Genomic DNA, 25154 nt, shown 5'->3' with positions numbered 1-25154 from the left:
CCGGGCTCACCGCGACGGGGTGGCTCAGCCGACGGTGATCTGGTCGATCTGGGCGATGGCCTTGGTGGCCAGCTCCTCGGGGAGCGGGGCGTACAGCAGGGCCTTGGCCTGGTCCTGGCCGGTGGTCAGGACGTACTTGAGGTAGGCCTTGATGATGTCGGCCTTGCCCTGGTCGGCCTGGACGGCGTCCACGATGATCCACGTCGGGGACGTGATCGGGTACGCACCGTCGGCATCGACGTTCAGCGGGCTGTAGGTGAGGTCGTCGGCCACGTCGGAGGCCGCGAGGGCCGCCGAGGCGCTGTCCGGGGTGGGAGCGATGAAGTCGCCGCTCTTGTTGCCGATGGCGGCCACGGACAGGTTCTCCTTGGCGGCGTCGGCGAGGTCGGCGTAGCCGATGGCCCCGTCGGTGTCGCCGATGGCCGTGGTGACGCCCGTGCTCTTCTCGGCGCCCTGGGTGCTGGCCGGCCAGTTGACGGTCTCACCGGACTCGAGCTTCCAGTCGTCGGGAGCGGCGGCCACCAGGAACTTGGTGAAGTTGCTGGTGGTGCCGGAGCCGTCCGAGCGGTGCACGACGGTGATCTTGGTCGAGGGCAGGTCGGCGTCGGGGTTGTCGGCCTTGATGGCGTCGTCGTCCCAGGTGGTGATGGTGGCCTGGAAGATGCCGGCGATGGTGGCCGGGCTCAGGTTGAGCTCGTCGACGCCGTCGAGGTTGTAGGCCACGGTGATGGGGCCGCCCACGATCGGGAAGTAGAGGACCTTGCGGTCGCCGAAGCCGGGCTTCTCCTCGTCCTTCAGGGGCGAGTCGGAGCCGGCGAAGTCGATGGTCTTGTCGGCGAGGCCCTTCTTGCCGTCCGACGAGCCGCTCTTGGTGTAGGTGATGGTGGCGCTGCCACCGGCGTCCTTCACGAGGGTGCCGAAGTCGGCGGAGACCTGCTGCTCGAAGGTGTCCTGGAAGCTGGAGCCGGCGCCGTCGAGCTTGCCGGAGAGCTTGTCGAGGCCATCGGTGTCGGCGGCCTTGGTGGTGGTGGTGCTGTCGCCGTCGGAGGCGGCGGCCTTGGTGGTGGTGCTGGACGCACCATCGCTGTCAGAGCTGCCGCAGGCGGCAGCCAGCAGCGAGAGCACAGCGACCATGGCAAACAGCCATGCGAGACCTTTTCGATTCTTCAACGGGGAGCCCTCCTTGGGCGTACCAGTGCGTTTGACGAGGGGGACGGTACGGAGGGGGAATGTCACCCGAGGGGGGTCGAGGTGAACCACGGGTGAACGACCCCCCCAACAGTCGGAGCCCGTTCCGACACCGGTCACAACGCCGTGCTCGGCCCGGAGCGGGCGCGCCGCAGCGCGTGGCCGCTCGAGCCGTCGCCGCCCGTGGAACCGCAGGTCAGAGGCCAGATCCGTCGGAGCGGACCGGCCGCGCTACTCGGTGCGGTCGAGGGTGGCGAGGGTGGTGACGAGCGACCGCAGGATGGGGCGGTCGTGGGGGTACGAGAGCTTGGCCACGGCGTCGGGGAACGACAGCCAGGCCACCTCGTCCACCTCGTCGTTCGCCACGAACGTGCCGCCCACCGCTTCCATGGCCCAGTAGCGGACCACCTTCGAGCGGCCCTTGTGGTCGTGGTAGTAGACGTCGGTGAGCTCGGCGCCCACCTCGACCACCAGGCCGGTCTCCTCCAGCACCTCCCGGCGGGCGCAGGCCAGGAAGCTCTCGTCCTCGTCGCACTTGCCCTTCGGCAGCGACCAGTCGTCGTAGCGGGGGCGGTGCACCAGCAGGACCTCGATGGCGCCGATGTCGTCGCGCCGCCACACGGCGCCGCCGGCGGCGAGCACCTCGATCGGGTCGGCCATCAGAGCGGGCGCGGCGTGTCGGTGCGACGGGCCCTGGCCTGGGCCAGTTCCTGGAAGCGGAGGTGGGCGTCGACCGTCTCCACGCGCGGCACGTGCGACCAGGTCCCCTCGGGGCCGAGGTCCCAGGCCAAGGTGTCGTCGGCCAGGTTCACGTCGATGATCTCGCCGATGCGGCGCTGCAGCGCCGGGTCGACCACCGGCACCAGGGCCTCGATCCGCCGGTCGAGGTTGCGGGGCATCAGGTCGGCCGAGCCGATGTAGGTGACCGGCTCGCCCACCCCGTTGCCGTTGGCGAAGCGGAAGATGCGGGAGTGCTCGAGGTACCGGCCGATGATGGACCGCACCCGGATGCGCTCCGAGAGGCCCTCGACGCCGGGCCGCAGGCAGCAGATGCCCCGCACCACCAGGTCGATCTCGACGCCGGCCTGCGACGCGGCGTACAGGCGATCGATGGAGACCGGGTCCACCAGGCTGTTCATCTTCATCACGATGCGCCCGCTGCCGGGCACGGCCCGGCTGGCCGCCACCTCGCCGTCGATGAGCTCCAGGAGCCTGCTCCGCAGCGGGTGCGGCGCCACCAGCAGGCGCCGGTACTGCACGTCGCGTCCGTAGCCGGTGAGGTAGTTGAAGAGCTGGGCGAGGTCGGCCCCGATCACGGGGTCGGCGGTGAGGATGCCGAGGTCCTCGTAGAGCTTGGCCGTCTTGGCGTTGTAGTTGCCCGTGCCGATGTGGCAGTAGCTGCGCACGCCGCTGCCCTCGTCGCGGACCACCAGCGCCGTCTTGGTGTGGGTCTTGAGGCCGACGAGCCCGTAGGTGACGTGCACGCCGGCGGTCTCCAGCGCCCGGGCCCAACCGATGTTGGCGGCCTCGTCGAAGCGGGCCTTGAGCTCGACCAGGGCGGCCACCTGCTTGCCCCGCTCGGCCGCCCGCACCAGCGACTTGATGATCGAGCTGTCGCCCGAGGTGCGGTAGAGCGTGAGCTTGATCGCGAGGACCTTGGGGTCCCGAGACGCCTGCCGCACGAACTCCTCCACCGAGGTGTGGAACGAGTCGTAGGGGTGGTGCACCAGGACGTCGCCGTCGAGGATCACCTTGAAGATGTCGACCTTCTCGTCGTCGTTGGCCGCCAGGCGCGCCTGGGTGACCGGCGTGAAGGGCGGGTCCTTGAGGTCCGGCCGGTCGAGCTCGCGCAGCGCCCAGAGGCCCCCCAGGTCGAGCGGGCCGACGCTCTCGTGCACGGCGTCCTCGGTCAGGTCGAGCTCGCGGACGAGCAGCTCGCGCACCTCGGGGGTCACGCGGGCGTCGACCTCCAGGCGCACGGCCACGCCGAAGCGCCGTCGGCGCAGCTCCATCTCCACCGCGGCCAGCAGGTCGTCGGCCTCCTCCTCCTCGAGGGTGAGGTCCGCGTTGCGGGTGACCCGGAAGGCGAAGGTCTCGACGACCTCCATGCCCGGGAAGAGCCGGTCGAGGTGTGAGGCGATGACCTGCTCGAGCGGCACGAACCGCTCGCCGTCGGGCATGACCACGAAGCGGGGCAGCAGCGGCGGCACCTTCACCCGGGCGAAGCGGCGCTCGCCGTTGAACGGGTCCCGGAGCACCACCGCCAGGTTGAGCGAGAGGCTGGAGATGTAGGGGAACGGGTGGCCAGGGTCGACCGCGAGCGGGGTCAGCACCGGGAAGATGCGGCTCTCGAACTCGTCGACCAGGTAGGCCCGGTCGTCGTCGTCGAGCTGGTCCCAGCTCGAGAACACGATCCCGACCTCGGCCAGCGCCGGCACGATCCGGTCGAGGAACAGGTGCTCGGCCCGATCGACGAGCTCGCCCACGCGGTCGGCCACGGCGCGGAGCGTCTCGCTGGGCGAGAGGCCGTCGGCCGAGGTGCGCCCGACGCCGGCGATCACCTGGTCGGCGAGGCCGGCCACCCGCACCTGGAAGAACTCGTCCAGGTTCTGGCTGAAGATGGCGCAGAACTTGGCCCGCTCGAGCAGCGGCGTCTCGGGGTCGGCGGCCGACTCCAGCACCCGGGCGTTGAAGTCGAGCCAGGACAGCTCCCGGTTCAGGAACCGCTTGGGGTCGTCGCTGATGGGCGTGAAGCCCGCCGGCGCCGCCACGGGTGCGTCATCGGCCACGGTGTCCATGGTCCGAGGGTAGCGACCCCCCGGAGACGCCCGCCCCGACGGCGGCGGGCCGCGAGGTGACGTTCACCTGAACGGACGGCGAACTGCCGCCCGGGATCAGCTCTCCGGGACGCCCAGGTCCCAGTCGAGCAGCAGGTTCTCGCGCTCGGCGTCGCGGATGACGCGCTCGCGGTTGCGGCGGAACTGCGGGTCGTGCGGGGGCACGAGCTGCAGGCGGGCCTGCATGCGGTCGCGGAAGCCCTCGACCATGGCACGGTCACCGAAGTCGCTCTGGAGGTCCCAGTGCGGAGCCACCGGGCCGAGGTAGACCACGCGGACGTGGCCGCGGGGCGGTTCCTGGGGGAGCTCGGTCTCGGTCATCGACATGGGCGTCGATGCTAGCCGCGGCCTGTCCGAAGCCCTCGGTCGGGCGACGGCGCCCTCGCCCCCGGTGGGGCTACTTGGGGCCGAGGGTGACGTCGAAGCTGCGCCGACGCCCCTGGCGCTCGACGGTGACCGCCAGGCTGTCGCCCGGGGCCTTCCGACGGACGAGGTCGGTGAGCTGCTCGTTGCTGGAGACGGGGCCGCCCCCGGCCTCCACCACGACGTCGCCCTCCTCGATCCCGGCGTCGGCCGCCGCCGAGTCGGGCTCGACCGCGGTGACCAGGGCCCCCGAGGTGGCGGTGACCTTGAACTGGTCCCGCACGGTCGCGCTGAGCGAGCTGTCGACGGTGACCGTGGCGACGCCGAGCACGGCGGTGTTGGGCTTGAGGTCGCCCTTGCCGGCCTTCAGGTCCTCGACGACCTTGCGGACCTCGTCGATGGCCAGCGAGAAGCCGACGTTCTGGGAGCCCTGGATGATGGCAGTGTTGATGCCGACCACCTCGCCGGCGGCGTTGACCAGGGGCCCGCCGGAGTTGCCCGGGTTGATGGCGGCGTCGGTCTGGATCAGGTGGTCCAGCGAGATCTTGCCGTCGTTGATCGAGCGGTTCTTGGCCGAGACGATGCCGGAGGTGACGCTGGGGTCGTCGCCCAGGGCGAGGGCGTTGCCGATGGCGACCACGTTGTCGCCGACGAGGAGGTTCGCCGACGAGCCCAGCGTGGCGGGCGTGAGGTCGCTGCGCTGCACCTGCAGGAGGGCCACGTCCTCGGTGGTCGAGGCGCCGACCAGGGTGGCCTCGGAGGTCTGCCCGTCGCTGAAGCGGACCGAGATGTTGCCGCCCGCCGACTCGATGACGTGGGCGTTGGTGAGGATCAGCCCGTCCTTGGAGATCACCACGCCGGAGCCGGCGCCGCCGAAGATGCTGTCGGCGCCGCCGGTGGTGATGCTCACGACCGACGGCTGGGCGATGTCGAGGATCTTGCGGATGTCGAGCGCGGCGGCGGGCCCGGTGCTGCGGGGCTGGGTGGTGGTGGCGCCCTTGGTGGCCACCTCGGCGCCGCTGCGGCCCCGGCGGTCGCCGAAGGCGTAGGTGGCGAAGGCGGCGCCGACCACCAGCGCACCGAGCAGGAAGGCGAGGAAGCCGACGAGGGCCGGGCTGCGGCGGGTGCGCTCGACCTCGCCGGGCAGCGGCCCGGCCAGCTTGGGGGCCGGCCAGTCGGTGGGAGGGCGCGAACCGGCGCCGGGAGCCCGCCGGTCGTCGGCCACCGGCGCACGGTCGGGCAGGGCCCACCCGGACCCCGGAGCCGCGGCCGAAGCCGGCGATGGTGCCGGTGCCGGTGCTGGTGCCCACGGGGGTGCGGCGGCCGGTCCGCCGCTGGTGGGCGGCGCGGTGGGCATCGGTGCCTTCCCGACCGGCCGGGGGGCGGCCACCGGGCGGGTGGAGGCGGCATCGGCCTCGCTGCGGGCGGCCCACGGGGACCACGCCCCGGTGGGAGGCGCTTCGTCTCCCGGGCGGCTCATGGAGGCCATGCAAGCACGTTTTCTCGACATCTCCACCGCGCCTGCACCGAATCTGCACGAGCCCTGGGGAACGATGGCTGGGCCCCGCACGTCAGTACGGGTGCACGTCCGACCATCCGCATCGCCGGGTGGCTCCGGACAGGTCCGATCGACGAATGCGGGGCCCAGCGCCCCCGGAGGCTGAACATGGACGAGGTCGAGCTCCAGTGGATGCGGGACGGCGATTGCCGGAACTACCCCCCGGGCGCCTTCTTCCCCAGCGACGGCGTCGGCGTCGACGCCGCCCGGCGCATCTGCGCCAGCTGCAAGGTCCAGGAGCACTGCCTCGAGTACGCCCTGGTCAACCGCATCGACCACGGCGTCTGGGGCGGCTGCTCCGAGCGTGAGCGCCGCCGGATCCTGAAGCGCCGCCGCCAGGAGGCGGCCGCCCGGGTCTGACCCGCCCGACCCCGATCACCCTCGCAGCCCAGCCTCGGCCGGGCTGCGGCGCGCTCGGGCCCCGGCGCGACGGAACCCGGCCGAAGCCGGGTTCCGTGGAGCTTCGTTCGTGCTCGGGTCGGCGCCAGCGCCGCACCCAGGGGCTCAGGCCTTCGGGCCCTCGGTGCCGTCCTTCTCGACGACGACGGTCTTGGTGACCGTGGTCTCCTCGACCGCGCCCTCCTCGGAGCCCTTCTTGAACTCGCGCTGCGCCTCGCCCAGCGACTTGGCCAGCTTCGGCAGCTTGGCGCCGCCGAAGATCACCAGCACGATGACGAGGACGATGATGAGTTCTGGTGCTCCGAGTCCCATGCGGACCACCGTACTCCTGCAACCGGCTGCCCACCACGTCGGCGCCGGTCATTTCACCCGGCCGACACGAGGGCACGCCGTGGCCCCGCTTCGTTCTGCCAGGCTCGCGCCGTGCTGGAGTGCGTCGTCAACATCAGCGAGGGCCGCGACCTCCGGGTGATCGAAGCGGTCTCCGGCGCCGCCGGCGACGACCTGCTGGACGTCCACACCGACCCGCACCACCACCGCAGCGTCCTCACCCTGGTGGGCGAGGACGCCCCTCGGGCGGTCGCCCGCGCCGCCCTCGACCACCTCGACCTGCGCGGCCACGACGGCGTCCACCCCCGGATCGGGGTGGTGGACGTGGTGCCCTTCGTCCCGCTCGGCCCGGCCACCATGGCCGATGCGGTGGCCGCTCGCGACGCCTTCGGCGCCTGGGCGGCGGCCGAGCTGGACCTGCCGTCGTTCGCCTACGGGCCCGAGCGCTCGCTCCCCGACGTCCGGCGCCACGCGTTCGGCGCGCTGGCGCCCGACCACGGGCCGGCGGGCCCCCACCCCTCGGCCGGCGCGGTGGCCATCGGCGCCCGGCCGCTGCTGGTGGCCTACAACGTCTGGCTGGCCGAACCGGACCTGGAGCGGGCGCGAGCCGTGGCCAAGGCCATCCGGCGCCCGGGCCTGCGCACCCTCGGGCTGGCGGTGGGCGACCGGGTGCAGGTCTCGATGAACCTGGTGGACCCGGAGCACCTCGGACCGGGGGAGGCCACCGACGCGGTGGCCGCAGAGGTGGCGATCGCCGGCTGCGAGCTGGTGGGGCTGGTGCCCCGCTCGGTGCTCGAAGCGACCGATCCCGACCGCTGGGGGGCCCTGGACCTGGCCGAGGACCGGACCATCGAGGCCCGGCTGGCCCGACGCGAGCGGCGCCGGGGGTGAGCGAGGGTCAGGCGCCGACGGTGAGCGAGGGTCAGGCGCCGACGCCGTCGGCGGTGGCTTCACCGTCGAGGGCCGTGCGCCGGGTGAGGGCCCGCTGGCGACGGATGCGACGCCGCTCCCGCTCGCTCAGCCCACCCCAGATGCCGAACTTCTCGCCGTTGGCGAGCGCGTACTCCAGGCAGTCCTCCCGCACGACGCAGCCGCGGCAGACCTCCTTGGCCTCGCGCGTGGAGGCACCCCGCTCGGGGAAGAAGAGGTCGGGATCGACGCCGAGGCAGTTGGCGAAGTCCTGCCAACCCTTGGCTTCGAGTTCGTCGGAGGTGTCGTGCATGGGCGGGTCCCCCAGAGTCGTGTCGGCTTGCCGAAGCGGCCGACCGATCGGTCACCTGCTGTCGGGTGGCGCTGGTGCCCGGCGGACCGGAACCCATACCACGTGTGGAATTACAACAGTGTGATTGTCGCCGCTGACGCGCGTCTGCGCAAGCGGAACTTCGTGCAGGTACCTGCACAGCAACGGTGGAGGCACAGAGGGACCCGTCACGGGACCGCCGCGAGCGCGATGATCGGGGCCCGGAACGAACGGCGGAGGACGCGTTGACCCAACCCATCGACCAGCCCTGGGAGCCCGCGGCGGGGAGTGACGCCGCCTACGCGCTGTTCGCCAAGGAGGGCCGGGTGGTCGCCGACGACGGCACCCCCATCGCCTACACGGTGCGCAACCGGGGCGGTTCTCGGGTGCCGGTCCTGTTCGCCAACGGCTGGTCGTGCAGCGACGCCTACTGGGTGGACCTGCTCCCGGCGCTCGAGGCCCGCGGCCACCCGTGCATCCTCCCGGACACGCGCGGCCACGGGCGGTCCGGCCTTCCCCGCCCGGCCGGGCGCGGCGCCCGGAACCTGACCATCGACGACCTCTCGATGGCCCGCATCGCCCGAGACCTGGTGGCCGTCCTGGACGACGCCGGCTTCGACCGGGCCCTGGTCGTGGGCCACTCGATGGGCGTGCAGACCGCGCTCGAGGTGTACCGACAGATCCCCGAGCGGGTGGCCGGGCTCGTCCTGCTGGCCGGCACCTACGAGAACCCGGCGAAGACCTTCTACGGGTACTCGATCGGCGACAAGCTGTTCCCGCTCCTCGGCGCCACCATGCGGTACCTGCCCGAGGTCGTGAAGCCGGTGCAGGCCACCATCGGCCCGGCCAGCGTCGGCCACTTCGGCGCCCGTGCGGCCAAGGCGGCGGGCCCCAAGGCCACGGCCGCCCAGCTCCACCCGTACCTGCTCCACCTCAAGGCGGCCGACCTCGCGGTGGTCATGCTCATGGCCGGGGCCATGCGAGCCCACTCCGCAGCCGACCTGCTGCCGGAGATCACCGTGCCCACGCTGGTGGTCGCAGCCGGTGCCGACGTGTTCACGCCCGCCCGGTGCTCGGAGGCGATGCACCACCGCATCGCCGGCAGCGAGCTCATCACGTTCCCGGAGGCCGGCCACACGCTGCCGGTCGAAGAGCCCGACGCCATCGCCGCCGCCATCGACGACTTCGTGGCCCGTCGCCTCCCCGCGCCGAAGCCGGCTCGGCGGGCCCGCGCCGCCAAGGCCCCGGCTGCGGCCGAGGCCGCGGCCACGAAGCGCCCGGCGAAGGGGACGCCGCGCACGGGGTAGGGCGGGCGGCCGTGCCCTCCCCCGCCGTCCGTGCCCGCCGTGCCGACCTCACCACGCTCGACGTCGACGCCATCGTGAACGCCGCGAACTCCTCGCTGCTCGGCGGGGGTGGCGTCGACGGTGCGATCCACCGGGCCGCCGGCCCCGAGCTCCTGGCGGCCTGCCGTCCGCTCGGCGGGTGCGCCACCGGCGACGCCAAGGCCACCCCGGGGTTCCGGCTCCCGGCCCGCTGGGTCATCCACGCCGTCGGGCCGGTCTGGCACGGGGGCACCGAGGGCGAGGCCGAGCTCCTGGCGTCCTGCTACCGGCGCTCGCTGGAGGTCGCCGCCGAGCTGGGTGCCGGCTCGGTGGCGTTCCCCGCCATCTCCACCGGCGTCTACGGCTACCCGAAGGACGAGGCGGCCCGGATCGCCGTCGACACCATCCGCTCGACCGAGACCCCCGTCGCCGAGGTCGTCCTGTGCGCGTTCAGCGCCGACGACCTCGCCCGCTACGACGCCCTGCTGGCCTGACCGCCGGCCGGTTCGCCCCGAGCGGTCAGGCGGAGCGGCGACCGCGCCCGCCGCGAGACATCTGGCGACGGGACTCGAGGAAGTCGACCAGGACGTAGTCGCCGAGGGTCTCGGGGGTGGTGAAGAACGCCCGGCCGCGGTTGAGCTTGGTCAGCTCCTCGATGAACCGCGTGAGGTACGGCGTGGCGTCGAGCATGAAGGTGTTGATGCGGATGTTCTCCCGCGTGGCCCGCATGACCTCGTGCAGGGTGGCATCGACCGTCTCCTGCACCGGGGGGTAGTTGAACAGCGGCTGGCCGCTGGCGGTGATGTGGGCCGTGGGCTCGCCGTCGGTGATCATGATGATCTGCTTGGTGCCGTGCTCGCGGGCCAGCAGCTTGCGGGCCAGCTGGAAGCCGTGCTGCATGTTCGTGCCGTAGACGTAGTCCCACGAGACCTCGGGCAGCTCGCGGGGCTCGATGATGCGGGCCACCTCGCTGAAGCCCACCAGGCCCAGGTAGTCGCGCGGGAAGCGGCTGCTGATCAGCGAGTGCAGCGCCATGGCGACCTTCTTGGCGGGCAGGAAGTTGTCGCGCATGGGCATCGACAGCGAGAGGTCGATCATCAGGACCGTGGCGGAGCGGACGCTCTGCTCGGTCTGCTCGATCTCGAAGTCCTCGGGCGTGAGCGTGACCGGCGTGCCGCCACCGGAGCGGGACACCGCGTTGCGGATGGTGCGCTCGATGTGGAGGTTGAACGGGTCGCCGAACTCGTAGGGCTTGGTGTCCTGCGAGCGCTCGTGCCCGAGGCCGGTGCGGGTGAGCTCGTGCTGGCCGAACTTGTCCCGGGCCAGCTTGGAGAACAGGTCGTTCAGGGCGTTCTTGCCGATGCGGCGCAGGCCGGCGGGCGTGAGCTCGTACCGGCCCTCCTTGTTCTCGATGAGGCCGGCCTCGGTGAGCATCTTGGCCAGCTCGGCCATCTTCTCGAGGCTGTCGGCCGCCTCCGGGCCGAGCAGCTCGCGCGCCCGGTCGACGTCGACCTCGGCCAGGGCGCCGGGGTTGGCGGCGCCCCGCATCATCTGCTCGAGCTGGTCCAGGTCACCCAGCTCGTTCATGACCTCGGCGGCCTCGGCGAAGCCGAGCGGGTCCTGCCCGGAGAAGTCGTACCGGCGGTTCCACCCGAGGTCGGGGAACGCTTGCTGGAGGTTCGAGGACAGCTGGGCCATCTGGAAGCTGAGGTCCATGTCCTCGAGCAGCTGGTCCGAGAGGCCCTGCAGCTGCGCCCGCTGCTCGGGCGTCATCGAGTTCATCATCGCCTGCATGGCGGCCATGCGGCGGGCCATGACCTCGAGCAGCTCCTCGAGGTTCTGCGGGTCCTCGGGGAAGAAGTCGCCGAAGCGCTCCATGAACCCCTCGAAGTCGGGCTCGCGGCCGGCGGCCTTGGCCTCGAGCATCTGGTTGAGCTCGGCCAGCATGTCCTTGGTGCGGGCCAGCGCCTCCGGCGAGACGTCGTTCATGGCGCCCGCCATCTGGTTGAACCACTTCTGGGCCAGCTGCTGGCGGAGCTGGTCGGTGAGCTCCTCGAACTTCTCGCGGGCCTCGCTGGAGGTGAAGTCGTGGTCCGACAGCTCGCGCACCATGCCGGCGAGGTCGGGCGGGAGCAGGTCGAGCTCCATGCGACGGCTCTCCACGGCGTCGTCGGTGACCTCCTTGCGGCGGGCGTCGCCGGACTCGGCGGCCTCGCGCTGGAGCTCGTCGAGCGCAGCGCGCTCCATGTCGACCACCTCGCGCAGCTGCTCGGCGATGTCGTCGTAGACCCCGCCGAGGTCGTGGTTCTCGAGGCGCTCGCGCCGCTGCTGGCGCAGCTTCTCCATGAGCTCCTTCATGCCCTGGACGCGCTCGCCGTTGCGGTCCTCGAAGCCCTGGTTCATGAGGCGGCGCAGGGCCGCGTTGAGGTCGCCGTGGTAGAGCAGGTCGTCGTTGATCTCGGCCATGACCGAGTCGGCATCGAGGTCGAAGCCGACCTGGGTGCCGTCCCAACGGGAGTACCGGAAGTGAGGTCGACGGGGCACCGCGCCGAGGCTACGCCCGCCTCACCCCGTTGCGTCGGGCGGTCCCGCCCGGGCCGTCGGGACCTGGGCGGCCGACCAGGCCGCCACGGCCAGCGCCACGGCGGCGAGCACCACCAGCAGGATCCCCAACGGGTAGACGGCGGTGGTCGGGGGGTCGGGGAAGGCCGGCGGCTGGTCCCGGTACACCTCGGGGCGGACGAGGTTCCCGAACGACAGGGCGCGCGCGGCGAGGTCGAGCACCAGACCCACGGCCGCGCCGAGCCAGAGCTGCGCCCGCACGCGGCCGCCGGGCTGGCGCCCAGCAAGCGCCAACCCACCGACGAGGACGGCGAGGGTGAGCAGCGCCCCGAGCACGCTGGCCACCCTGCCCATCCCGTCGCCGATCGCCGGCCAGTGCCGGTACAGCACGGCCCCCTGGTCCACCCGGCGGTCCGGCTCGACGATGACCTCCCGGCTCAGGAACCAGGTGAGCACCAGGACCGCGGTGCCCACGCCTGCCGCCACCCGCTCGATGACCGCCGGACCGGGCCGGCCGACGGCGGGTGCGCCGGCGCCCGCCGACGGTTCGGCGGGCCGGCCGATCCCCGCGGCAGCGAGGGCCAGCGCCCCGAGGGCGGTGGCCACGCAGGCCAGCACGAGCGCCCAACCGAACCAGCGGTAGCCGTCGACGGCGCGGAGCGGCTCGGGGTACTCCCACAGCACGGTCGGGCCGACCGCCCACGCGGTGGCGGGGAAGTAGGCCAGGGCGGCGCCCACCACCGCTCGCCACCCGCGGCCCAGCGCCGCGGTGCCGGCCAGGGCGCCCAGCAGCAGGATCGGGGCCAGCAGGGTGACGACCTGGCCGGGGTTCGCCAGCGAGGCGATCCGGCTGCGGTCGGGGCCGACGGTGACCGGCGGCACCGACACCGCCCACAGGTAGAGGGCCAGGGCCGCCAGGGCCACCACGGCGCTGGCCACGCGGAGCACGTCGGCCGGCCCGCCCCGGAGCTCCGAGCCGGCCGGGGGCACCGGTTGCGGCGGCGCCGGCGGCGGGGGCAGGGTGGGTCCAGGGGCCGGGTCGTCCATCGCTCCACCTCCACGGTCGGGGTCGGGGTCGGGGTCGGGGTCGGCCTACCCTGCGGCCCCGGTCGGGGAACCGCCCCGGCGTCGGGCCCTCGGGCGGACCCGCACCGCGAGGCGCACGGCGGCCCACGGCCGGCCGGTCGGCGTCCCGACCCATCGGTGGGAGGATGCCGGCATGACGTTCCCCGAAGGCTTCTGGTTCGGTTCGGGGGCGTCGGGCACCGTCGCCGAGGGGGCGGCGCCGGGCTCGGAGCTCGCGGCGTGGGAGCGCGAGGGCCGCCTCGTCCCGTCCGGCGCCGGCTCGGGCTTCGCCACGACGTACGGCGACGACCTGGCGCTGCTGGCGGGCCACGGGCTCACCCACCTGCGGGTCACGTTCGACTGGGCCCGCATCGAGCCGACGCCGGGCGCTCGTGACGTGGAGGCCGTCGAGCACCTGCGCCTCGTCCTGCAGGAGGCCCGCGCCGCCGGGGTGCTGGTGTGGGGGTGCCTGTTCGACAGCACGCTGCCGGGCTGGTTCTCCCACGACGAGCGGGGCTTCGCCGACGTGCGGAGCCGGCAGTACTTCTGGTCGCGCCACGTCGAGCTGGTGGGCGAGGCCTTCGGTGACCTGGTGCACGGCTGGATGCCCGTGTTCGAGCCGTCCCGCTATGCCACCCAGGGTTGGATCGACGGCTCGCGCCCCCCGGGCAAGCAGGACGACGCCGAGGGGTTCGCGGCGATCCTCGAAGGGGTGCACCTCGCATCGGTCGATGCCGCCCTCCGCCTCCGCCAGGACGGCCACCCGGTCGCCGCCGCGCAGTGGCTGGTGCCGCTCTTCCCCGCTCGGGCCGACCCGTCGAGCCCGGCCGGGGCCGAGGCCGAGGTGATGACCGGCGTGGTCGACGAAGCGCTCTGGGGGTGCTGGCAGCGGATGCTCGCCGAAGAGGTGCTGGTGGTCCCCGGCCGGCCACCGGTGCCCGTGCCCGGCGCGCGACGGCCTTCGACGTGCTCGGCCTCACCTACCGCCACGCCCTCGCGGTGCGCGGCGACGGCGCCCTGTTCCCGTACCCGCAGAACACCGTCACCGGCCCCGACGGCCACGTCCCCTGGGCCGAGGGCCTGGGCCTCGCCCTGCACCACGTCGCCGAGTCGCTGCCCGAGCACGGCCTGCTGGTGGCCGGCTACGGGCGGGCGTTCGACGATCCGGCCGACCAGGCCGAGCACCTGCGCGACGGCCTCGCCATCGCCGAGGAGGCGGTCGACGGCGGGATCGACCTGCGCGGCTTCTGGTGGGAGACGCCCATCGATCCGCTGGCTCCGGCGGAGGTCGCCGCCACCGCCCGTCGGGCCGCGCACCCGGTGCCCGGACCGGGGCTCTTCGACGCCGATCGGCGGGCGAAGCCGGCCGCCGAGCTGCTCGCCCGGGTGGCGGACGAGCGCACCGTCCCCGGCTGAGCCGCTCGCCCGGAGGGGTGAACCGGACGACGAGGGGGTACGTAGGGGCGCACTCGCTCCAAGCCCCCGTTGGAAGAGGCGCTCCCGCATGGATCCCCTGGTCGTCATCGACCACGTCGACAAGCACTTCGGCGACCTGCACGTGCTGCAGGACATCGACCTCACGATCGGCCGCGGCGAGGTCGTCGTGGTCATCGGGCCCTCGGGCTCGGGCAAGTCCACCCTCTGTCGAGCCATCAACCGGCTCGAGCCCATCGAGGGCGGCACCATCACCATCGACGGCGAGCCGCTGCCGGTGGAGGGCAAGGCCCTCGCCCGCCTGCGGGCCGACGTCGGGATGATCTTCCAGAGCTTCAACCTCTTCGCCCACAAGTCGGTGCTCGAGAACGTGACGCTCGGGCCCACCAAGGTGCGAGGCGTCGCCAAGGCCGAAGCGGCGTCCCGAGCGCGAGCTGCTCGAGCGGGTGGGCCTGGCCGACCAGGCCGACAAGATGCCCGCCCAGCTCTCCGGCGGCCAGCAGCAACGGGTGGCCATCGCCCGAGCGCTGGCCATGGACCCGAAGGTGCTCCTGGTCGACGAGCCCACCTCGGCGCTCGATCCCGAGATGGTGAACGAGGTGCTCGACGTGCTCACCGCCCTCGCCAAGGAGGGCATGACCATGGTGGTGGTCACCCACGAGATGGGCTTCGCCCGCCGGGTGGCCAACCGGGTGGTCTTCATGGCCGACGGCAAGGTCCTCGAGGTGGCGCCGCCGGACGAGTTTTTCACCGCCCCGAAGACCGACCGCGCCAAGGACTTCCTTTCGAAGATCCTCAGCCACTGACGGCGCGGCCCCCGGCCGTGCCGCTGCACGATCTCCCGCAATCCCCCCCGAACCAAGGAGCTCCCCATGAGAAGGACCCGATCCCTGAGCGTGGTGGCGTTGTTCGCCGCCCTGCTGATGGTGGCCGCCGCGTGCGGCAAGAGCGACAGCGACGGCACCGCCACCGGCGGGAGCGACGGTGGCAGCGAGAGCGCCGCCGAGCTTCCCACCTACGACGTCAAGGCCGTCGACGGCCTGAGCGGCACGCCGAAGGAGCTGGCCGACGCCGGCAAGATCACCATCGGCGTGAAGGCCGACCAGCCCAACCTCGGCTACCAGGACCCCGACACCAACGAGTACTCCGGCTTCGACATCGAGATCGCCAAGATGATCGCCGCCGACCTCGGCATCGATGCCGACGGCATCACGTTCAAGCAGGTCCCGTCGAAGAACCGCGAGACCGCGCTGGCCAACGGCGAGGTCGACCTGTACGTCGGCACCTACACCATCAACGACGAGCGCAAGGAGCAGGTGAGCTTCGCCGGCCCCTACTTCGTCGCCGGCCAAGACCTGCTCGTCCAGAAGGACGACGACGACATCAAGGGCCCCGACGACCTCGACGGCAAGAACGTCTGCTCGGCCACCGGCTCCACGCCGATCGAGCGCATCAAGACCGAGCACCCGAAGGCCAAGACCACCGAGTTCGACGTGTACTCGAAGTGCGTCGACGCCCTGCTCGACGGTGAGGTCGACGCCGTCACCACCGACGACGCCATCCTCGCCGGCTACGCCGCCGAGGAGCCCGACGACCTGAAGGTCGTCGGCAACACCTTCAGCGAGGAGCCCTACGGCGTGGGCCTGGCCAAGGGCGACACCGAGCTCCAGGACTTCGTGGCCTCGGCCATCAAGCGCCACGAGGACAGCGGCGACTACGAGAAGGCCTACGACGCCACCCTCGGGCGCTCCGGCACGAAGATGCCCGAGATCCCCGCCATCACCGAGGGGAAGGCCTCGGCCTGACCTCGGTCGGGACGAGGGCCACGCCGTGAACGTCATCATCGACAACGCCGACCTGTTCTGGGCCGGCATGAAGACGACCCTGACGCTCACCGCGGCGTCGGCGGCGCTGGCCCTCGTCCTCGGCGTGCTCCTGGCGGCGTGCCGGGTGTCGCCGGTCCCCTCGCTGCGCATCCCGGCGGCGGGGTTCGTGAACCTCATGCAGAACCTGCCGCTGACGGTCCTGTTCTTCCTGATCGTCTTCGGCGCTCCGAAGGTCGACATCCGCGGCACGAGCTACTGGACCCGGGCGGTGCTGGCGCTCGGGCTCTACACGGCGGCGTTCGTGTGCGAGGTGGTGCGCTCCGGCATCAACACCGTGCCGGCGGGCCAGGCCGAGGCAGCCCGAGCCATCGGCCTCGGGTTCACCCAGAACCTGCGCCTCGTGATCCTCCCGCAGGCCCTCCGATCCGTCGTGGGGCCCATGGCCAGCACCCTGATCGCGCTCACCAAGAACACCTCGGTGGCGGTGGGCTTCTCGGTCCTCGAGCTCACCAGCGTGGTCAGCCGGCTCAACGAGGGCGGCAAGGCGGTGCCGGCGCTGTTCGGCGTGGCCCTCTGCTACCTGGTGCTCATCCTCGCCATGAGCTGGGCCTTCGAGCTGCTCGAGCGACGGGTGGCGTTCGCCCGATGAGCTCGGTCCTGTTCGACGAGCCCGGCCCGGCGGCAAAGCGCCGCAACGCCGTCCTCACGGTGCTGGGCGCCGTGCTGGTGCTGTTCATCGCCTTCGTGGCCGTGTCCCGGCTGCACGCCAGCGGCCAGTTCGAGGGCCGCCGGTGGGAGTGGATCGAGTACGAGGGCATCCAGCGCAACCTCCTCCGCGGCCTGATCACCACGCTCAAGGCCTTCGCCATCGCCGCCTTCCTGTCGATCGTGCTGGGCCTCGGCCTGGCCGTCGGCCGCCTGTCGACGCGCGCCTGGGTCCGCTGGCCGTCAACCGCCGTCGTCACCGTGTTCCGGGCCCTGCCGGTGGTGGTGCTCATGTACTTCCCGTACCTGGGCGCCAAGCCGCTGCTCGACACCAGCATCCCCCTGCTGTGGTGCGTGGTGTTCGGGCTCACCGTCTACAACGGCTCGGTCCTGGCCGAGATCTTCCGGGCGGGCGTGGTGGCGGTGCCCAAGGGCCAGCAGGAGGCGGCCTCGGCGATCGGGCTCACCCGGGCGCAGACGCTGCGCATCGTGCTGTTCCCCCAAGCCGTGCGGGCGATGCTGCCCACCATCATCAGCCAGCTGGTGGTGGTGCTGAAGGACACCGCCCTGGGCTTCGTCATCGGCTTCCAGGAGCTGCTCTTCGAGGGCCAGGGCATCACCGACGAGTCCCGCTTCGGACGGCCGATCATCCCGGTGGCCATCGTGGTGGGAGCGGTCTACGTCGTGCTCTGCTCGTTGCTCTCGCTGCTGGCCACCCGCATCGAGCGGCGCAGCGGCAGCGCCGTCCGCCGGCGCCCGGGCGGCTTCGCCAACGGCATCCCCGACGCCGACGCCGCTCCCCTCCCGTCGGCCTGAGCACCGCCGCATAGGGTCGGCCGGTGACCTCGGCCGCTGCTCTCGACCGACGGCCCGCCGGGCGGGCGCTGCCCGACCAGGTGTGGCTGCCGGCGCTGCTGGCCGGCCTGCTGGCGCTGGCGTTCGTGGGCGCCCTGCTGGTGCGGGCCGGCGGTGACGCCTCGCTGCTCGTGCACGCCGCACCGCCGAACACCTCGGCGACCGCCGCTCCCGGATCGCTGACGGTCCAGGCGGCCGACGAGGGCTTCGACGGCCAGTTCTTCTACCGGCTGGGCGTGAGCCCGTGGTCGAAGGACCGCGAGGTCGGCGGGGTGACCTACGACCTGCCCTCGCTGCGCAACGCCCGCTGGGGCTACGGCGCGCTGGCCTTCGTGGCCAGCGGCGGCGACCCGGACCTGGTGCCGTGGGCGCTGGTGGGCCTCAACCTCGTCGCCGCGGTGGCGGTCGGTGCCGTCGGCGGCGGGCTGGCCCGCGCCTCGGGCCGCCACGCCGCCTGGGGCCTGGCCCTGGTGCTCTGGCCCGGCTTCGCCTACTCCCTGTCGCTCGACACCTCGGAGCTGGTGGCGTCGGCCTTCGCCCTCGGTGGGCTCCTCGCCCTGCGCCACCGGCGGTGGCTGCCCGCCGGCCTGCTCCTCACGGCAGCGGTCCTCACGCGGGACACCACCGCCGCCATCCCCGCCGGGATCGTGCTCGCCGGTGCGGTCACCTGGTGGACCGCCCGGCAGCCGTCGGGCGCGCTGGTCGCCGCGCTGGGCACGGGGCCCGACACCGCCGACCGTCGCGAAGGGTCGGCACCCGGCGCCGCCGTGGGAGCCCGCACCCCGGCGTCGGCGCCGGACGCCGCAGTCGCCCCTGGCGACGGGCCTCGCCTCGCCGCCGCCGGACTGGTGGCCCTCGTCGCCTTCGGCGCGTGGCAGCTGCTCCAACGGGCCCGGTTCGGGGCGCTCCCGCTGACGTCGTCCGGCGACAACAACCTCAGCGGCCCGCTCGTGGGGTTGGTGGACCTGGCCCGGGACAGCCTGCCGCCGAGCGGCGGCGACGAAGCGTTCCGGGTGCTGTCCGCGGCCGGCCTGGTGTTGCTCGTCGGGCTGGCCGCATGGTGCTGGCGCCGATCGGCGACGCCGCTGGCGGAGCGGTGCGCCTGGTTGCCGGCCGTGGTGGTGGTGCTCCTGCTGAACGGCTACCTCTGGTCCGGGGCCACGGCGTTCATGCGGGCGGGCACCGAGGCCGGGCTGCTCTCGATCCTGGTGGTGCTGGGCTCGGCGAAGCGGTGGCCCCTGCCGCTGGCCACCCTCGGGCTGGGCGGGCTGTGGCTGCTCACCGCCGCCGCCCAGCTCTCGAAGCTCGGCTGAGCCGGCCCTCAGCCGGCGGCCAGGCGCTGCCGGAGGCGGGCGGCCACCTCCGGCCAGTCGTCGTCGGTCATGGCGAACTGCACGGAGTCCCGCCAGGTGCCGTCGGCCCGGATGCGGTGCTTGCGCAGCACGCCCTCGCGCACCGCACCCAGGCGGGCGATGGCCGCCTGCGAACGCTCGTTGAGGAGGTCGGTGTGCCAGACCACGCGCCGCGCCGAGCACGTCGAAGGCCTGGGCCAGGAGGAGCAGCTTCGACTCGGTGTTGTGCCCCGTCCGCCACCACGGCCGGCCCAGCCAGGTGTGGCCGATCGCCAGCGAGCGCGAGGCCGGGGAGACCTCGTAGTAGCTGGTGGTGCCGATGAGCTCGCCGCTGGCGAGGTCGACCTGGGCGAACGCCAGGCGCTCGCCCCGTGCCCGGGCGCGCAGGGCGGCGTCCACCTCGGCCTGTGCTGCGGCCTCGGTGGCCGGGGCGGGGCCCTTGCCCAGGAACTCGTACACGGCGTCGGCGCCGCTCCCGGCGTGGAGGGCGGCGAGGAAGCCGGCCGCGTCCTCGTGGCGCAGGGGCCGGAGGTGGACGAGCGCGCCGGTGAGCTCCTCCTGGGCGTACCAGCGGTGGGGGTCGGCGGCGGGAGCGGCGGGCACAGGCATGGCGGCAGCCTGCTCCAGGAGGGCGGCCTGACGACAGCGCGTTCCGACCGGCGCTCCGGCCGCTGGAGGCGGGGTCCGTAGACTCGCCGATCGTGCTGGAACGGCTGCGGGTGCGTGACGAGTCCACCCGCTGGCTGCTCGCCGGAGGGCTGCTCGCCCTGGTCGTGGGGATCCCCATGGCCGTCTCCGGGCCGGGCAACGACCTCGACGTCGGCAACGTGTTCCGCTCCGGTCGGGCCATCGCCCGCCACCTCTCCTACGTCCCCAGCCGGGCCCCTGGGGCGCCGGTGCACGAGCTGGTGGTCGGCGTGCTCGACCTGGTGGGTGGACCGCTGCTCACCAACCTGGCGTCCATCGCCGCCGCCATCGGCCTGCTGCTGGCCCTCGACCGCCTGCTCGCCCGCGAAGGCCTCGGCCCCGGCCGACGGTGGGCCCTCGCCCTGGTGGCCGCCAACCCGTGGTTCCTGGTCGCCGCCACCTCCACCGCCGACTACGTCTTCGCCCTCCTGTTCGTCGTGCTCGCCGCCCTCGCCCTGCGCTCGGACCGGCCCGTGCTTGCCGGCGCACTTGCCGCGGCGTCGATGGGGTGCCGCATCGGCTCGGCGTTCCTGGTGCTCGCCCTGCTCCTGGCCGAGCTCACCGAGCCCCGGTCTCCGGCGAGCTCCGTCGCCGCAGGCGACACCGACGCCCCGACCGCCGATCGGGCCAGGTCGCGCCGGCGCGCCGTGGTGACCGCAGCCGTGGCCGCGGTGGTCACCGCCGTCCTGTTCATCCCCTCGGTGGTGGCGGCGGGCGGGCTGGCCTTCGCCCAGAACGACTTCGCCACCTCGACCCTGGTGGTGCAGCTCGGTCGGGCCGCCATCAAGGACCTCACGCTGCTCGGCCCGGTGGCCAGCGTGGTCCTGCTGTTCGCGGTGCCCGCCCTCTGGGCCGCCCTGCGCACCTGGCGCACCTCGTGGCTCGTCCGCTTCGCCGTCCCGGGCTTCGTGCTCTCCCAGGCGCTGTTCGTGCGCTTCCCCTGGAAGATGCCGCACCTGCTGCCCTGCCTCCTGTGCCTGGCGGTGGCCCTGGCCGTGGCCCTCCACCGCAAGCCGGCGCTCCTCGTGGGCCTGGTGGCGCTGCAGCTGCTGTTCTGCGTGGTCCGCCTCGACCTCGTGCAGCCCGACAACCCGAACGAGGCCACCGGCGGGAAGGCCGGCGTGGGCGTCGGGTGGGGCCCGGTGGTCACCGACTGGCGCTGCCGCCGCGAGCACCCGAACGCCTACCTCGGCCGCCAGAAGGTGGAGATCGAGCAGGCCTGGGACTGCGCCAAGCCCTTCGGCGGCTGAGCGCCGAGCCGGCCGCCGGCGCTACCCGTCCGCCTCCGGGGCAGCGGAGAAGTCGTGGTGGACGGCCTCGACGTTGTTGCCGTCGGGGTCGCGCACGAAGGCGCCGTAGTAGCCGGGGTGGTACTCGGGCCAGACCCGCGCCTCGTGGAGGACCTCGGCGCCGACGGCCACCGCGGCGTCCCGGAACGCCTCCACCGCTTCACGGCTCGGCGCCTGGAAGGCGATGTGGGTCTGCCGGTTCGGGATGGCGTCCGTGGCCGTGCCGATCCAGAAGCTGGGGAACGCCTCGCCGTACCCGGCCGCACCGTCGAAGTCCATGAGCCGGCGGTAGCCGAGCGGTTCGAGGACGGCGTCGTAGAAGGAGCCGGCGGCGGCGAAGTCGTCGACCTGGATGGAGAGGTGATCGAGCATGGGCGCATCGTCGCGCGCCCGGCCCGAGGGTGCTGGCGGGCTCAGCGCGCCCGGTAGGTGGCCCGGGTGCCCCGGTGGTCGGCGTCCTTGTTCAGCCGCTTCGACAGGTGCAGGCCCTCGAGCACGAACTCGACGGCGCTGGCCACCACGCCCGGGCGCTCGTCGTCCTCGACGAGGGCGACGACCGCATCACGCAGGGCGGGGATCTCGGTGGCGAGGGCGACCTCGTCGGCGGCGGCGACGTCCTCGCCGGCGTGGATCACCCGACCGTCGTCGAACGCCTCGAGCACACCGCGCAGCTGGCCCACGTCGAGCCGGTCCCGGAAGACCTGCAGGACCGCCGCCTGCACGAGGCGCTCGATGATCTCGCCGCCGTCGTCGTCCAGCGTGTCGAGCTCGACCTTGCCGGAGGTGGAGGCGGCGAGGGCCTCGAGGTCCGACACGCGGGGCACGACCTGGTCCTCACCGGCGCGCAGGGCGCGACGGGCGGCGTTGGCCACCAGCGTCTCGGCGTTGGTGACGGTGAGCCGCACCGAGACGCCGGAGCGCTGGTTCACGTGGCTGCTCTGGCGGGCGAGCTGGGAGATGGTGGAGACGATCTCGGCCATGAACGGCGGCGTCACCACCTCGAGCCCATCGCCCTCGAGCGGGCGGACCTCCTGCTCCACGATGGCCATCTCGGTCTCGACGTCGAGCGGGTAGTGAGTGCGGATCTGGGCGCCGAAGCGGTCCTTCAGCGGGGTGATCAGCCGGCCCCGGTTCGTGTAGTCCTCGGGGTTCGCCGACGCGAACAGGATCACGTCGAGCGGCAGGCGGACCTTGAAGCCCCGGATCTGCACGTCGCGCTCCTCGAGCACGTTCAGCAGGCCGACCTGGATGCGCTCGGCGAGGTCCGGCAGCTCGTTGATGGCGAAGATGCCGCGGTTGGTGCGGGGCACGAGGCCGTAGTGCAGGGTGAGCTCGTCGGAGAGGTAGCGGCCCTCGGCCACCTTGATGGGGTCGACCTCGCCGATGAGGTCGGCGATGGAGGTGTCCGGCGTGGCCAGCTTCTCGCCGTAGCGGGTGTCGCGGTGGATCCAGTCGATGGGGGCGTCGTCGCCCTTCTCGGCCACCAGCTCCCGGGCGTGGCGCGACACCGGTGCGTAGGGGTCGTCGTTGATCTCGCTGCCGGCGATGATCGGCAGCCACTCGTCGAGCAGGCCGGTGAGCGAGCGGATCATGCGGGTCTTGGCCTGGCCCCGCTCGCCCAGGAAGATGACGTCGTGGCCCGCCAGGATGGCGTTCTCCAGCTGGGGCAGGACCGTGTCCTCGTAGCCCAGCACGGCGTCGACCAGCGGCTCGCCCGCCCGGATGCGGGCGACGGCGTTGCGGCGCAGCTCCTCCTTGACGGGGATCGACTCCCACCCGGAGTCGCGCAGTTGACCGATCGTGGCAGCCCGGTTCGACATCTGGCCGACGCTATCGCCGCCCTCCCCCACCGCGTCCGCCGCCCACCCGATGATCGCTGCGACCCGGCGGTGAGGTCGCCAGAACGGGGGGTGGTGGGCGACCGGTAGCGTCGTCCGGATGGAACTGGAGGGGTCGTGGCAGGCGATCGTGGCCGACGAGGACCTGCGGCGGACCTGGCTCGACGACGGCCCCGCCGACCTCGCCGCGGCCGAGCAGCAGGGCTGGGCACCCATCGCGGTGCCCGGGCACTGGCGCGGGAGCGAGGGCTTCGCCGACGAAGACGGGCCGCTGCTCTACCGCACCGCCTTCGAGCACGACGGCCCGCAGGGCGACGAGCGGTGGTGGCTGCGCTTCGACGGCCTCTTCTACCAGGGCGACGTGTGGCTCGACGGCGGCTACGTGGGCGACACCGAGGGCTACTTCTTCCCCCACACCTTCGAGGTGACCGGCGCCCTGGCGGAGCGGCGGGAGCACGCCCTCGGGGTCGAGGTCACCTGCAGCCCGCAGCGCGACCGCGCCGCCAAGCGCAACATCACCGGGGTGTTCCAGGACTGGGACAGCGGTGACCCCGACGCCAACCCCGGAGGGATCTGGCGGCCGGTGAGCCTCGAGCGCACCGGACCGGTCCGCATCCGCCACCTGCGGGTGCTGTGCCGCGACGCCAACGAGACCCGCGCCCAGGTGGCCTTCCGCGCCGTGCTCGACGCCGCCGACGCCTGCGAGGTGACGCTGCGGTCCACCGTCGGCGAGACCGAGCTGGTCGACGTGCGGCGGCTGGCCGCCGGCGAGAACCAGGTCGAGTGGACCATCCGGGTGGACGACCCCGAGCTGTGGTGGCCCCACGCCCTGGGGGAGCCGGTCCTGCACGACGTCGTGGTCGAGGTGACCCCGCACCCCGAGGGCGCCGACGAGCTCCCCGACGGCACCCCGGCCAGCCACCGGCTGACCCGGCGCATCGGCCTGCGCCAGGTGCACCTCCGGGCCTGGGTGCTGCACGTCAACGGCGAGCGGCTGTTCCTCAAGGGGGCCAACCTCGGGCCCACCCGCCTGGCCCTGGCCGACGCGACGCCCGACGAGCTGCGCCGCGACGTCACGCTGGCCAAGGACGCCAACCTCGACCTGCTGCGGATCCACGCCCACATCTCCCGGCCCGAGCTCTACGACGCCGCCGACGAGGCCGGCATGCTGCTGTGGCAGGACTTCCCCCTGCAGCGGGGCTACGCCCGGACCATCCGCAAGCAGGCCCAGCGCCAGGCCCGCGAGGCGGTCGACCTGCTCGGCCACCACCCGTCGGTGGCCATCTGGTGCGGCCACAACGAGCCGCTGGCGCTCGACCTCGACCCGGCGACGGAGGGCAGCGACCTCACCGCCCACCTGGGCCGGTACGTGGCCGCCCAGGAGCTGCCCACCTGGAACAAGACGATCCTCGACCGCTCGGTGAAGCGGGCCATCGACAAGGCCGACGGCACCCGGCCCGTGATCGCCCACTCCGGCGTGCTCCCCCACCCGCCGCTGCTCGACGGCACCGACAGCCACCTCTCCTTCGGCTGGCACCACGGCGACGAGCGCGACCTGCCGGGGTTCGCCCGCCTGGTGCCCCGCCAGGTGCGGTTCGTGTCCGAGTTCGGCGCCCAGGCCGTGCCCGAGACCGATGCCTTCCTGGAGCCCGAGCGCTGGCCCGACCTCGACTGGGATCGCCTCGCCCGCACCCACGGCCTGCAGAAGGCCACCTTCGACAAGCGGGTGCCGCCGGCCGACCACCCGTCGTTCGCGTCGTGGCGGGAGGCCACCCAGGCCTACCAGGCCGAGCTGCTCCGCCACCACGTCGAGACCCTGCGTCGCCTGAAGTACCGGCCCACCGGCGGGTTCGCCCAGCTCCACCTCGCCGACGGCCACCCCGCCGTGTCGTGGTCGGTCCTGGACCACGAGCGGGTGCCCAAGGCCGGCTACGCCGCGCTCCGCGACGCCTGCCGCCCCGTGATCGTGGTGGCCGACCGGCTGCCCGTCGAGCTGGTGGCCGGGGCCACCCACGCCCTCGACGTCCACGTCGTTTCGGACCTCCGGGTGCCGGTGGCCGACATCGAGGTCACCGCCAAGCTCACGTGGGCCGACGGCGAGCAGCGGTGGCGCTTCGGCGGCGACGTCGAGGCCGATTCGGTGGTCCGCGTGGGCACCCTGCCGATCGAGGTCCCCGAGCGCCCCGGACCGGTCGCCCTCGAGGTCACCCTCGCCGGTGACGGCGTGCCCGACGGGCCGATCGTGCGCACCGACCGCAGCCGCATCGTCACCCGCTGACCGTCGCACCCGGAGGGCACCCG

23 protein-coding genes and 3 pseudogenes are annotated in these 25154 nt (G+C 73.1%); 13 read left to right on the top strand and 13 right to left on the bottom strand.

Annotation, left to right across the window (positions count from 1 at the left end):
- Positions 1–24 precede the first annotated feature (24 nt).
- From pstS to KSP35_RS19260, 5 genes are all read right to left on the bottom strand, one after another.
- The gene (gene pstS, locus KSP35_RS19280; protein ID WP_216997392.1) at positions 25–1134 is read right to left on the bottom strand and encodes a phosphate ABC transporter substrate-binding protein PstS; all 1110 of its coding nucleotides are present in this window, start codon (positions 1132–1134) and stop codon (positions 25–27) included.
- Between the two features lie 285 nt (positions 1135–1419).
- A complete protein-coding gene (locus KSP35_RS19275; protein ID WP_216997391.1) occupies positions 1420–1848 on the bottom strand; it encodes an NUDIX hydrolase in 429 nt (142 codons plus the stop codon).
- Positions 1848–3986, bottom strand: a complete 2139-nt coding sequence (locus KSP35_RS19270) for an RNA degradosome polyphosphate kinase (protein ID WP_216997390.1) — start codon at positions 3984–3986, stop codon at positions 1848–1850. The genes KSP35_RS19275 and KSP35_RS19270 overlap by 1 nt, the downstream gene beginning before the upstream one ends.
- A gap of 96 nt (positions 3987–4082) precedes the next feature.
- Complete coding sequence (locus KSP35_RS19265; RefSeq protein WP_254126856.1) at positions 4083–4352, bottom strand: hypothetical protein; 270 nt, start codon at positions 4350–4352, stop codon at positions 4083–4085.
- A 70-nt stretch (positions 4353–4422) separates the two neighbouring features.
- On the bottom strand, positions 4423–5613 hold the full coding sequence (locus tag KSP35_RS19260; protein WP_216997389.1) for a S1C family serine protease: 1191 nt from the start codon (positions 5611–5613) through the stop codon (positions 4423–4425).
- A gap of 441 nt (positions 5614–6054) precedes the next feature.
- Here KSP35_RS19260 and KSP35_RS19255 point away from each other — a divergent pair, with 441 nt between their 5' ends.
- A complete protein-coding gene (locus tag KSP35_RS19255) occupies positions 6055–6306 on the top strand; it encodes a WhiB family transcriptional regulator (protein WP_305853089.1) in 252 nt (83 codons plus the stop codon).
- Positions 6307–6450: 144 nt separating this feature from the next.
- On the opposite strand, the gene tatA is transcribed toward KSP35_RS19255, so the two are convergent.
- The gene (gene tatA / locus KSP35_RS19250) at positions 6451–6657 is read right to left on the bottom strand and encodes a twin-arginine translocase TatA/TatE family subunit (protein ID WP_216997388.1); all 207 of its coding nucleotides are present in this window, start codon (positions 6655–6657) and stop codon (positions 6451–6453) included.
- Between the two features lie 111 nt (positions 6658–6768).
- Here tatA and KSP35_RS19245 point away from each other — a divergent pair, with 111 nt between their 5' ends.
- On the top strand, positions 6769–7566 hold the full coding sequence (locus tag KSP35_RS19245; protein WP_216997387.1) for a hypothetical protein: 798 nt from the start codon (positions 6769–6771) through the stop codon (positions 7564–7566).
- 31 nt (positions 7567–7597) lie between these two features.
- Here the strand turns inward: KSP35_RS19245 and KSP35_RS19240 are convergent, their stop codons facing one another.
- Positions 7598–7897, bottom strand: coding sequence for a WhiB family transcriptional regulator (locus KSP35_RS19240; RefSeq protein ID WP_216997386.1), 300 nt, complete (start codon positions 7895–7897; stop codon positions 7598–7600).
- 263 nt (positions 7898–8160) lie between these two features.
- Here KSP35_RS19240 and KSP35_RS19235 point away from each other — a divergent pair, with 263 nt between their 5' ends.
- Together KSP35_RS19235 and KSP35_RS19230 are read left to right on the top strand one after the other, a co-directional pair.
- Positions 8161–9222, top strand: a complete 1062-nt coding sequence (locus tag KSP35_RS19235; protein ID WP_216997385.1) for an alpha/beta fold hydrolase — start codon at positions 8161–8163, stop codon at positions 9220–9222.
- An 11-nt stretch (positions 9223–9233) separates the two neighbouring features.
- A complete protein-coding gene (locus KSP35_RS19230) occupies positions 9234–9734 on the top strand; it encodes an O-acetyl-ADP-ribose deacetylase (RefSeq protein WP_216997384.1) in 501 nt (166 codons plus the stop codon).
- 25 nt (positions 9735–9759) lie between these two features.
- On the opposite strand, the gene KSP35_RS19225 is transcribed toward KSP35_RS19230, so the two are convergent.
- Complete coding sequence (locus KSP35_RS19225; protein ID WP_216997383.1) at positions 9760–11784, bottom strand: VWA domain-containing protein; 2025 nt, start codon at positions 11782–11784, stop codon at positions 9760–9762.
- Positions 11785–11805: 21 nt separating this feature from the next.
- On the bottom strand, positions 11806–12849 hold the full coding sequence (locus KSP35_RS19220; RefSeq protein WP_216997382.1) for a hypothetical protein: 1044 nt from the start codon (positions 12847–12849) through the stop codon (positions 11806–11808).
- Positions 12850–13021: 172 nt separating this feature from the next.
- Here KSP35_RS19220 and KSP35_RS26195 point away from each other — a divergent pair.
- The 7 genes and pseudogenes from KSP35_RS26195 to KSP35_RS19185 form a co-directional block, all read left to right on the top strand.
- Positions 13022–13510 (top strand): annotated as a pseudogene (locus tag KSP35_RS26195) (family 1 glycosylhydrolase); the annotation flags it as partial.
- 323 nt (positions 13511–13833) lie between these two features.
- On the top strand, positions 13834–14283 hold the full coding sequence (locus KSP35_RS19210; RefSeq protein WP_217002329.1) for a hypothetical protein: 450 nt from the start codon (positions 13834–13836) through the stop codon (positions 14281–14283).
- 88 nt (positions 14284–14371) lie between these two features.
- Positions 14372–15107, top strand: a pseudogene (locus tag KSP35_RS19205) (amino acid ABC transporter ATP-binding protein).
- A 66-nt stretch (positions 15108–15173) separates the two neighbouring features.
- Entirely contained in the window at positions 15174–16106 is a 933-nt protein-coding gene (locus tag KSP35_RS19200; protein WP_216997381.1) for a glutamate ABC transporter substrate-binding protein, read from the top strand.
- Between the two features lie 25 nt (positions 16107–16131).
- Entirely contained in the window at positions 16132–16776 is a 645-nt protein-coding gene (locus KSP35_RS19195) for an amino acid ABC transporter permease (RefSeq protein ID WP_216997380.1), read from the top strand.
- Positions 16773–17648, top strand: a complete 876-nt coding sequence (locus KSP35_RS19190) for an amino acid ABC transporter permease (protein ID WP_216997379.1) — start codon at positions 16773–16775, stop codon at positions 17646–17648. The genes KSP35_RS19195 and KSP35_RS19190 overlap by 4 nt, the downstream gene beginning before the upstream one ends.
- Positions 17649–17671: 23 nt before the next feature.
- On the top strand, positions 17672–19000 hold the full coding sequence (locus KSP35_RS19185; RefSeq protein ID WP_216997378.1) for a hypothetical protein: 1329 nt from the start codon (positions 17672–17674) through the stop codon (positions 18998–19000).
- An 8-nt stretch (positions 19001–19008) separates the two neighbouring features.
- Here the strand turns inward: KSP35_RS19185 and KSP35_RS19180 are convergent, their stop codons facing one another.
- Both KSP35_RS19180 and KSP35_RS26190 read right to left on the bottom strand, forming a co-directional pair.
- Positions 19009–19206: a GNAT family N-acetyltransferase gene (locus KSP35_RS19180; RefSeq protein ID WP_216997377.1), complete on the bottom strand. Its 198-nt coding sequence runs from the start codon at positions 19204–19206 to the stop codon at positions 19009–19011.
- 58 nt (positions 19207–19264) lie between these two features.
- Positions 19265–19648: pseudogene (locus KSP35_RS26190) on the bottom strand (GNAT family N-acetyltransferase); the annotation flags it as partial.
- Between the two features lie 92 nt (positions 19649–19740).
- On the opposite strand from KSP35_RS26190, the gene KSP35_RS19175 reads away from it, so the two are divergent.
- On the top strand, positions 19741–20976 hold the full coding sequence (locus tag KSP35_RS19175) for a hypothetical protein (RefSeq protein ID WP_216997376.1): 1236 nt from the start codon (positions 19741–19743) through the stop codon (positions 20974–20976).
- Between the two features lie 21 nt (positions 20977–20997).
- Here KSP35_RS19175 and KSP35_RS19170 read toward each other — a convergent pair whose 3' ends face one another.
- Complete coding sequence (locus tag KSP35_RS19170; protein ID WP_216997375.1) at positions 20998–21387, bottom strand: VOC family protein; 390 nt, start codon at positions 21385–21387, stop codon at positions 20998–21000.
- 41 nt (positions 21388–21428) lie between these two features.
- Positions 21429–22835: a magnesium chelatase gene (locus KSP35_RS19165; RefSeq protein ID WP_216997374.1), complete on the bottom strand. Its 1407-nt coding sequence runs from the start codon at positions 22833–22835 to the stop codon at positions 21429–21431.
- A 118-nt stretch (positions 22836–22953) separates the two neighbouring features.
- Between KSP35_RS19165 and KSP35_RS19160 the strand changes: the two genes are divergently transcribed.
- A complete protein-coding gene (locus KSP35_RS19160) occupies positions 22954–25131 on the top strand; it encodes a glycoside hydrolase family 2 protein (RefSeq protein ID WP_216997373.1) in 2178 nt (725 codons plus the stop codon).
- Positions 25132–25154 lie beyond the last annotated feature (23 nt).

The sequence above is a fragment of the Aquihabitans sp. G128 genome, assembly GCF_019048865.1.
GTDB lineage: Bacteria > Actinomycetota > Acidimicrobiia > Acidimicrobiales > Iamiaceae > Aquihabitans.
This window is presented reverse-complemented; position numbering and strand designations above follow the sequence as displayed.